Raw genomic sequence first — 1,903 nt, 5'->3', positions numbered from 1 at the left:
GCAGAATTTGCCACCAGCGGCAAGTTACCCAACATGGTCGCGCTAGCAAGCGCCTATGCACAACGCATGGTGATGAGCAAGATCGATAAAATCACGAAATTGATTCCAGGATTAAAAGGAGAAATCAACGCCGTCAAAGCCGAGACCAGTGCAGCGAAAGCAGAACTCAATGCAGAGAAGAATGCGGTCAAAAGTGAGCTAGCGGAAGGGAAGAAAGACGCGAAGAAAGAGGCCAAGAAAAGTGACAAAAAGAATGATGCGTCGCCTCCAGGTGATGGGGTCAAGGTTGTTGGAAGTGGCGGCGATAATGATTGTGGAATTAAACCTTACAAAGATCAAAAATGTCCAAAGGGACAGCAAGCCCATCACATAGTACCGGACTATGCTTTGCGGTATGGTAATCGTAAAAATACGCAGGCACGTATTCCAGGTATGCCGTCCTTAGATGACGGACCAAGTATTTGTTTAAGTGGAGGCAGTAAGACAAATGGTAGTGAGCATAATCAGGCGCATGAAGGTACAGATCCAAAAATAGCGGCAGCGGGTCTACGCGCAGATAACGGCCCGAACGGCTTAGCGACCATGGGTGAGATACTTGATATTTCCACGGATGAGGTTGCTAAAGTTAAACCTCATTGCAAAGATGAAATTAAGCGAAAAGTGGATGAGGCTTTCAAGGGCGTCGATAAAAATAAATACGGGCGAACTACGCAGGCTTTGCCGAAGGGCGAGGCAAGGGCAACATTAGAAGATGGTGGAGCACACGAATCCAGTCGTGATACCCGTATAAGAAAAGGAAAGAAAAAATGAGTGCCGATTTAGAATTCACAAATGCAAAAGCGCTAGATAAAGATAGTATATACATATCTGGTTCGCTCGATTCTATGCCCGCGTATTCACAACATACGCGGTTATGCATTCTTGATTTTCAAGCGAATCATTTATGGTCAAAGCATGATGTTGATTGGTGGAATGCTGGACTAGAAATTTTCGTTGAAAATGATGACACAGAATGGCAATTATTGGCATTATCTAATGAAGGGAGCATTGAGTTTATTTGTTCTTCACGAAATCCAATAGTTGAAAAAATTCCTGGCGCTGGAGTTTATTCTACCGATGCAAAAGGCTGGGGCTATATGCGTAGGCTACGTCAGATAGGCGATCATCTATATGCGGTGGGTGGTGCTGGGCAAGTGTATAAACGACTCGGGGCAAACCATTGGGAGCATATGGATGATGGCATATTGCAATTGCCCACGGTCGAAGATCGGCTACTGCTGGCAGATATCAATGGCGCAACTGAAGATGACATTTATATTTGTGGCGGCATTCCAGGGGCATACGGTTTGGAGGGGAGGCTATACCACTGGGATGGAAAGCAATGGTCTACCCTTATCTTGCCAACGACAGAACGTCTGACTGCGATCCATGTTGACGACAATAAAAAAATCTGGATATGCGGTACTAATGGTACGTTGTTGTTTGGTAATTGGATCAATGGTTTCAAAGATCTGAGCAGCATCGACGACAACCAACTATTTTATTCGCTGACTAAGTTCAACGACAGGATATACCTTGCCAGTAATCTTGGTTTGTATGTTTATGATGGCACTGCGATTAAAGAAGTTCGCACCGGATTGGTGCCGGAATTACAAGATGCCAACGTGATCGACGCGGCAGATGGCGTACTGTGGTCTATCGGCTCCAAAGACATCGCCCGCTTCGACGGTACAACTTGGGAGCGTATCCATCATCCCGATAATCCACCGATTGGAGGTAGTTCTATTAACGGAGGCAAACCATGACAGAAGAGGTTCTTGCAAAACGAAACACCGGAGAGTAATTTTATTGCGAGAAGCGCAAAATAGATGAGAAAGGAGCGGCCATTTCTGGCAAGATGAAA

At 45.5% G+C, this 1,903-nt stretch carries 2 protein-coding genes; both read left to right on the top strand.

Going from position 1 to position 1,903, the window contains the following annotated elements; all coding sequences use genetic code 11:
• Positions 1-810: hypothetical protein (locus tag AAKU64_RS22430; RefSeq protein WP_354335868.1), on the top strand; the 810-nt coding region annotated here is incomplete at its 5' end.
• Entirely contained in the window at positions 807-1,805 is a 999-nt protein-coding gene (locus tag AAKU64_RS22425) for a beta propeller repeat protein (RefSeq protein WP_354363090.1), read from the top strand. The genes AAKU64_RS22430 and AAKU64_RS22425, both read left to right, overlap by 4 nt.
• Positions 1,806-1,903: the final 98 nt, after the last annotated feature.

It is taken from the genome of Undibacterium sp. GrIS 1.8, assembly GCF_040544445.1.
Lineage (GTDB): Bacteria > Pseudomonadota > Gammaproteobacteria > Burkholderiales > Burkholderiaceae_D > Undibacterium.
This window is presented reverse-complemented; position numbering and strand designations above follow the sequence as displayed.

What these genes read in the sequence shown, in the direction of transcription:
- AAKU64_RS22425 (WP_354363090.1), top strand. Translation starts at nt 807, where the DNA reads ATGAGTGCCGATTTAGAATTCACAAATGCAAAAGCGCTAGATAAAGAT.